The following is a 6,734-nucleotide window of genomic DNA, read 5'->3' as shown; positions in this document are numbered from 1 at the left end:
CCTGCACACCTACAACCACCACCGCAGCCACACCGCACTCGGAGGCAAGCCCCCGATCAGCCGTGTCAACAACCCTGCGGGTCAATACACCTAGGACGTGATCAGCTCGCCCGTGTCCACGCGTGCCGTCGCGTCCGCCGCGCGCCTCGCCTCCGGGGCGACCTCGGCCGCCGTCAGGACGTAGCCCGTCTCGGCGTCCGACGTGGAGCGGGCGAAGACCACGCCGAACACCCGGCCCTCCGTGGTCAGCAGCGGGCCGCCGGAGTTGCCGGGCCGGACCGTGGAGCGGATCGAGTAGATCTCCCGGGTGACCGCCTCGTCGCTGTAGATGTTCTGCCCGGTCGCGTGCAGCCTGCTCGCGACCGTGGCCGCCTGGAGGTCGAGGCCGCCGTCCTGCGGATAGCCCGCCACCACGGCCGCGTCCCCTCGCCCGGCCTCGTCGTCGAACCGCAGCACCGGCGCGCGCAGCCCCGGCACGTACAGCACGGCCACGTCCTTGTCCGCGTCGAACAGCACCACCCGCGCCTCGTACGGCTCCCCGACCCCGCCGACCCGCACCTCCGGCTCGTCGATGCCGGCCACCACATGGGCGTTGGTCATCACATGCTCCGGCGCGTACACGAACCCGCTGCCCTCGCGGCCCTGGGTGCCCACGGCACCCTCGATCTTGACGGTGCTGCGCCGGGCGGCCGCCGTCGCCGCCGGCGTGACGTTGTCGCCGGAGGGCTGCGCCACCTCGGCCGTCGACTCGTTCTCGAACGGGTTGAACACCTGCGGGAAGCCCGCCTCGGTCAGCGCCGCCGTGGCCCGCGAGAACCACGACGGGGTGGTGTCGGGCATCGCCTCCTGCACCGTCCCCAGCAGCCGTGAGTCACGGATCGCCCCGGTCAGCAGGGGCGAGGAGGACGCCGCCAGCACGCTCGCCGCCACCCACGCCACGATCAGCACGGCCACCGAGTTCGCCACCGCGCCGCCGATGCCGTCCGCCACTCTGAGCGGCCCCCGGTCCAGCTCCCGCCGCAGCCGCAGGGCCAGCCGGCCCGCCAGCTCGTGCCCCACCACCGCGGGCAGCAGCACCGTGCACACCGCCGTCACCGTGGCCGCCGTCGTCCCCGGCGTCACCAGCTCCATCACCCAGGGCAGCACCCACACACCGACCACCGCACCGCCCACGAACCCCGCGAGCGAGACACAGCCGGCCACCAGGCCGCGCCGGTACCCGGCGCCGGCATAGACCAGGATCGCCAGCAGCAGAAGGATGTCGAGCAGGTCCACGGAGCCGCCTTTCTCTCGGACCCCTTGGTACGTGGGGGACGGGCCCAGTGATCAGCCCTTCGTGCGTGTACCCCGGAAAACGTCCCGGACCGGGACGATGGTTCCACCGGGTGGCACAGCACACATCGCGGGCGGAACGCGGCGGCCCGAGAGTGGGATCATGTGTGCCTTGCGAGCGGTCCGGCGAAGGACCGCGGTGGCCGTACGCCACTGTCGCGCCGTGCGGATACCAGGACCGGCCCTGGTGGCCCTCGGCTGTCTGCCCGGCGTGGCGGCCGCCGTCGTGCTGGTGCTGTGCGCCGGCGGGGTCGAGCGGCCCGTGGCCCGCCCCGTCGCCGTGCGCCCCGTCCCCGGCGTCCACACCGCACCCCGGCCGTCCATCGTGCCCCGCTCGGTCTGGCTGACCGGGGACGGCGCCCCGGACCACCCCCCGCCGCCGCGCTACGACGACCGCGTGCTGGCGGTCTTCGTGCACCACACCGACTCGCCCAACGCCTACGACTGCACGGAGACGCCCCGCATCATCCGCTACCTGTACGCGGGGCAGACCGGCGCCCGGGACTGGGACGACATCGGCTACAACTTCCTCGTCGACCGCTGCGGCGTGATCTACGAGGGCCGGGCCGGCGGCATCGAGCGCGCCGTCACCGGAGCCCACACCCAGGGCTTCAACCACCGCACCGCGGGCATCGCCGCCATCGGCACCTTCACCGCGGGCGCCGAGGTGCCGCGCGTGATGACCGACGCGATCGCCGCGCTGGCCGCCTGGAAACTGGGCCTGTCGGACACCGACCCCCGGGCGACGGTGCGGCTGGTCTCCAGCAACAGCCGCAGCCGCTTCAGCGCGGGCACCTCCGTCACCCTGCCCGCCCTCGCCGGGCACACCGACGCCTTCATGACCAGCTGCCCCGGCGCCGCCCTCAAGGCCCTGCTCCCGCAGATCCGGCAGCTCGCCGCCCGCCTCCAGGGCCGGCTCACTCCTTGAAGCGGTCCCACAGACGCGGGTAGCGGGCCGACAGCTCCTGCTCGCTCTCCAGGTTCAGCGGGGCGCCCTCGGGCTCGGCCGCCGCGGACGGGATGCCGAGGTCGGGGGCCACGGTGCCGGTGAGCTGCTCGTACGCCTCGTCCGCGGCGTAGCCGAGCTCCTCGCCGTCGCCGTCGATCTCCTCGTCGAAGTCCTCCCGCAGGAGCTCGGCGAGCGCGTCCGGATCGTGCAGCGCCCCCTCGAACACCTCCCTGCCCTGCCCGATGAGCCAGCAGCGGAAGAAGTCGAAGGCGTCGTCGCTGGCCCCGTCGAGCAGCACCCAGGCCGCGCCCCACAGATCCCAGCGGTAGGCGCGGTTGTAGCGGGCCTCGAAGTGCCGGGCGAAGTCGAGCACGGACTCGGGGTCCATCCCGGTCAGCCGCTCCACCAGCAGATCGGCCTGGTCCTCGGGATCACCCTCGGCGGACTCGCGGGTGGTGTCCACCAGCTCCCAGAACTCCGTCTCGTCCATCACGGGTCCAGCATCCTGCCTCCACCGGGGCGACGCACGCGGAAAGCGCAGGTTCACGGCTCGCGGTACAGCTCCGCCAGCCGGCGGGCGTCCCGCGCGAACCGGGCCCGCAGCGACGCCGGGGCCAGCACCTCCGCCTCGGGCCCGAGCGCGGTGAGCTGGGTGTGGGCCACGTCCTCCGACTCCACCCGCAGCGTCAGCACGACCCGCCCCTGCGCGTCGGCCGCGCGCGCCGCCGCCAGGGCGTCCCGTGCGGCCGGCGGGTCGACGGCGTGCGGCAGCATCCGCAGACCCCGCGCCGACAGCCGCAGCACCACCTCGGCCCGCAGGATCGACCGCGCGAACCGCTCGGCCTGCTCCGCCCAGAACCCGGGCAGATCGAACTCCTCGTCCCGGCAGAACCGTTCCCCGGACGGCTCGACCTCCGTGAACCGGTCGATCCGGTACGTCCGGAAGGACCCGCCCCCCTCCTCGGCGACCACCCGCGCGCACAGGTACCAGAGCCCCGCCTTCAGCACGAGCCCGTACGGCTCCAGCACCCGCTCCACCTCGGCGTCCCCGCGCCGGTAGCGCGCGGTGACCGGCCGGTCGTCCCACACCGCCCCGGCGACCGCCGGCAGCAGCGCGGGCGTCTCCGGCTCGCTGAACCAGCCCGGCGCGTCCAGATGGAACCGCTGCGCCGCCGTACGGGAGGCGTCGCGCAGGGACGGCAGCAGCGCCGCGGACACCTTCAGCCGGGCCGCGGAGGCCGCGTCCTCCAGCCCCATCTCCCGCAGCGCCCCCGGCACCCCCGACAGGAACAGCGCCTCCGCCTCGCCGCGCGCCAGTCCCGTCAGCCGTGTCCGGTACCCGCCGATCAGCCGGTACCCGCCGGCCCGGCCCCGGTCGGCGTACACCGGCACGCCCGCCTCCGACAGCGCCTGCGCGTCCCGGGTGACGGTCCGCTCCGACACCTCCAGCTCCCGCGCCAGCTCGGCCGCGGTCATCGACGGCCGGGACTGGAGGAGGAGCACCATCTTGATCAGCCGGGCCGCGCGCATGAGCCCATCATGCAGGAGGCCCCCCACCGAAGTGAGGGGCCTCCCCGCGTGACCTGCCCGTGGGCCTACAGGCCGTACTTCGCCCGCGCTTCCTTCACCGCGGTCGCCTTCACCTCGCCGCGCCGGGCGAGCTGGGCGAGCGCCGCGACCACGATCGACTCGGCGTCGACACCGAAGTGGCGGCGGGCCGCGTCACGGGTGTCGGACAGACCGAAGCCGTCGGCACCGAGCGAGGACCAGTCCTGCTCGACCCACTGCGCGATCTGGTCCGGGACCTGGCGCATGTAGTCCGACACCGCCAGCACCGGGCCCTCGGCACCCTGGAGCGCCTGGCGGACGAACGGCACCCGCTCCTCGCCGCGCAGCAGGGCCGCGTCGGCCTCCAGCGCGTCGCGCCGCAGCTCCGTCCAGGAGGTCGCGGACCACACGTCGGCGGCCACGCCCCACTCCTCGGCGAGCAGCTTCTGCGCCTTCAGCGCCCAGTGGATCGCCGTGCCGGAGCCCAGCAGCTGGATGCGCGGGGCGTTCGCCGCGGCCACGTCCAGGCCGGCCGTCTCCGCCGTGTTGAAGCGGTACAGGCCCTTGACGATGCCCTCGTCGATGCCGGGCACGGACGGCTTGGCCGGCTGCGGCATCGGCTCGTTGTAGACGGTCAGGTAGTAGAAGACGTCCTGGTCCTCGCCCGGCGCGGCCTCGCCGTACATCCGGCGCAGACCCTCCTTGACGATCGCCGCGACCTCGTAGGCGAACGCCGGGTCGTACGTCAGCGCCGCCGGGTTCGTCGCCGCGATGACGGGGGAGTGGCCGTCGGCGTGCTGGAGGCCCTCACCGGTCAGCGTGGTCCGGCCGGCGGTGGCGCCGACCAGGAAGCCGCGGCCGAGCTGGTCGCCGAGCTGCCACATCTGGTCGGCCGTGCGCTGCCAGCCGAACATCGAGTAGAAGATGTAGAACGGGATCATCGCCTCGCCGTGCGTGGAGTACGCGGTGGAAGCGGCGATGAAGTCGGCCATCGAACCGGCCTCGGTGATCCCCTCGTTGAGGATCTGGCCGTTCTTGGCCTCCTTGTAGTACATCAGCTGGTCGCGGTCGACCGGCTCGTACGTCTGGCCCTTTGGCGAGTAGATGCCGAGCGACGGGAACAGCGACTCCATGCCGAAGGTGCGCGCCTCGTCGGGGACGATCGGCACCCAGCGCTTCCCGGTCTCCTTGTCGCGGACCAGGTCCTTGACGAGGCGGACGAAGGCCATGGTGGTGGCCACGTTCTGCGAGCCGGAGCCCTTGTCGAAGGAGGCGAACGCCTTCTCGGCGGGCGCGGGCAGCGGCGCGACGGGGTGGACGCGGCGGGCCGGGGCCGGACCGCCGAGGGCGGCGCGGCGCTCCTGGAGGTAGCGGACCTCGGCGGAGCCGGCGCCCGGGTGACCGTAGGGGACCTGGCCGTCGGTGAAGTCGCTGTCCTTGATCGGCAGGTCGAGCAGGTCACGCATGACCTTGAACTCGTCCACCGACAGCTTCTTCATCTGGTGGTTGGCGTTCTTCGACGCGAAGCCCTCACCGAGGGTGTGGCCCTTGACCGTCTGGGCGAGGATCACGGTCGGCGCGCCCTTGTGCGACAGGGCCGCCCGGTACGCGGCGTAGACCTTGCGGGCCTCGTGGCCGCCGCGCGAGAGGCGGAAGCACTCCAGGATCTTGTCGTCGCTCAGCAGCTTCGCCATCTCCACGAGCGCCGGGTCGGACCCGAAGAAGTTCTCGCGGATGTAGGCGGCGTCACGGGTCTGGTACGTCTGGACCTGCGCGTCCGGTACCTGGCGCAGCCGGCGTACGAGCGCGCCGGTGGTGTCGAGCGCGAACAGCTCGTCCCAGGCGGTGCCCCACAGCGTCTTCACGACGTTCCAGCCGGCGCCGCGGAACTGGGCCTCCAGCTCCTGCACGATCTTGAAGTTCGCGCGGACCGGGCCGTCGAGGCGCTGGAGGTTGCAGTTGATGACGAAGGTGAGGTTGTCCAGCTCCTCACGCGCGGCCAGGGCGAGGGCCGCCGTCGACTCCGGCTCGTCCATCTCGCCGTCGCCGAGGAACGCCCACACGTGCGAGGACGAGAGGTCCTTGATGCCGCGGTTGGTGAGGTAGCGGTTGAAGCGGGCCTGGTAGATGGCCGACAGCGGGCCGAGGCCCATGGACACCGTCGGGAACTCCCACAGCCACGGCAGGCGGCGCGGGTGCGGGTAGGAGGGCAGGCCGTTGCCGCCGGACTCCTGGCGGAAGTTGTCCAGGTGCGTCTCGGTCAGCCGCCCGTCGAGGAAGGCGCGGGCGTAGATGCCGGGGGAGGCGTGGCCCTGGATGTAGAGCTGGTCGCCCGAGCCGTCGCCCTCCTTGCCCTTGAAGAAGTGGTTGAAGCCGGTCTCGTACAGCCACGCGGCGGAGGCGAAGGTGGCGATGTGGCCGCCGACGCCGTACTTGCTGCCGCGGGTCACCATGGCGGCCGCGTTCCAGCGGTTCCACGCGGTGATCCGGGCCTCCATGGCCTCGTCACCGGGGACGGCCGGCTCGGCGGCGGTCGGGATGGTGTTGACGTAGTCGGTCTCGAGGAGCTTCGGCAGTACCACACCGGCGCCCTCGGCGCTCTCCAGCGTGCGGCGCATCAGGTACGCCGCGCGGTGCGGGCCCGCAGCCTGCGCGACGGCGTCCAGGGAGGCCCGCCATTCGGCGGTCTCCTCCGGGTCACGGTCGGGGAGCTGGTCGAGCTCGCTGGGCTGGATGGCGTTGGGGTCGGTCATGTCGCCGCCTTCCTCAGTCGAAGGGGGTTCCCTCATCGGTAAGGGTTCGGGGGTGCCCTTGGTCTTTGGCAGGACAGGGCTGAGGCTCGGGTGCGAGCCCGTCGGCGACTTTAACCCCCTGATCGATGATCGATCAAAGGGTTCGGGACGAA

General features: G+C 72.7%; 5 protein-coding genes. 1 reads left to right on the top strand and 4 read right to left on the bottom strand.

Going from position 1 to position 6,734, the window contains the following annotated elements:
• Window positions 1-90: 90 nt before the first annotated feature.
• The gene (locus tag ACIQGV_RS25050) at window positions 91-1,275 is read right to left on the bottom strand and encodes a MarP family serine protease (protein WP_402497613.1); all 1,185 of its coding nucleotides are present in this window, start codon (window positions 1,273-1,275) and stop codon (window positions 91-93) included.
• A 226-nt stretch (window positions 1,276-1,501) separates the two neighbouring features.
• Here ACIQGV_RS25050 and ACIQGV_RS25045 point away from each other — a divergent pair, with 226 nt between their 5' ends.
• The gene (locus ACIQGV_RS25045) at window positions 1,502-2,260 is read left to right on the top strand and encodes a peptidoglycan recognition protein (protein ID WP_402497647.1); all 759 of its coding nucleotides are present in this window, start codon (window positions 1,502-1,504) and stop codon (window positions 2,258-2,260) included.
• Here the strand turns inward: ACIQGV_RS25045 and ACIQGV_RS25040 are convergent.
• From ACIQGV_RS25040 to aceE, 3 genes are all read right to left on the bottom strand, one after another.
• Window positions 2,250-2,771 carry a DUF4240 domain-containing protein gene (locus tag ACIQGV_RS25040; RefSeq protein WP_402497645.1) on the bottom strand — a complete coding sequence of 174 codons (522 nt, stop codon included), beginning with the start codon at window positions 2,769-2,771 and terminating at the stop codon, window positions 2,250-2,252. The two genes, ACIQGV_RS25045 and ACIQGV_RS25040, sit on opposite strands and share 11 nt — an antisense overlap.
• A 53-nt stretch (window positions 2,772-2,824) precedes the next feature.
• Window positions 2,825-3,811, bottom strand: a complete 987-nt coding sequence (locus ACIQGV_RS25035) for a helix-turn-helix transcriptional regulator (protein WP_402497611.1) — start codon at window positions 3,809-3,811, stop codon at window positions 2,825-2,827.
• A gap of 65 nt (window positions 3,812-3,876) precedes the next feature.
• Window positions 3,877-6,582 (bottom strand): pyruvate dehydrogenase (acetyl-transferring), homodimeric type, encoded by a 2,706-nt coding sequence (gene aceE, locus ACIQGV_RS25030; protein ID WP_402497609.1) that lies wholly within the window; start codon window positions 6,580-6,582, stop codon window positions 3,877-3,879.
• Between the last annotated feature and the right edge of the window lie 152 nt (window positions 6,583-6,734).

This window comes from Streptomyces sp. NPDC093094 (assembly GCF_044754345.1).
Lineage (GTDB): Bacteria > Actinomycetota > Actinomycetes > Streptomycetales > Streptomycetaceae > Streptomyces.
Note: the sequence above shows the minus strand (reverse complement) of the source record. Positions and strands in the feature narration are given on the sequence as shown.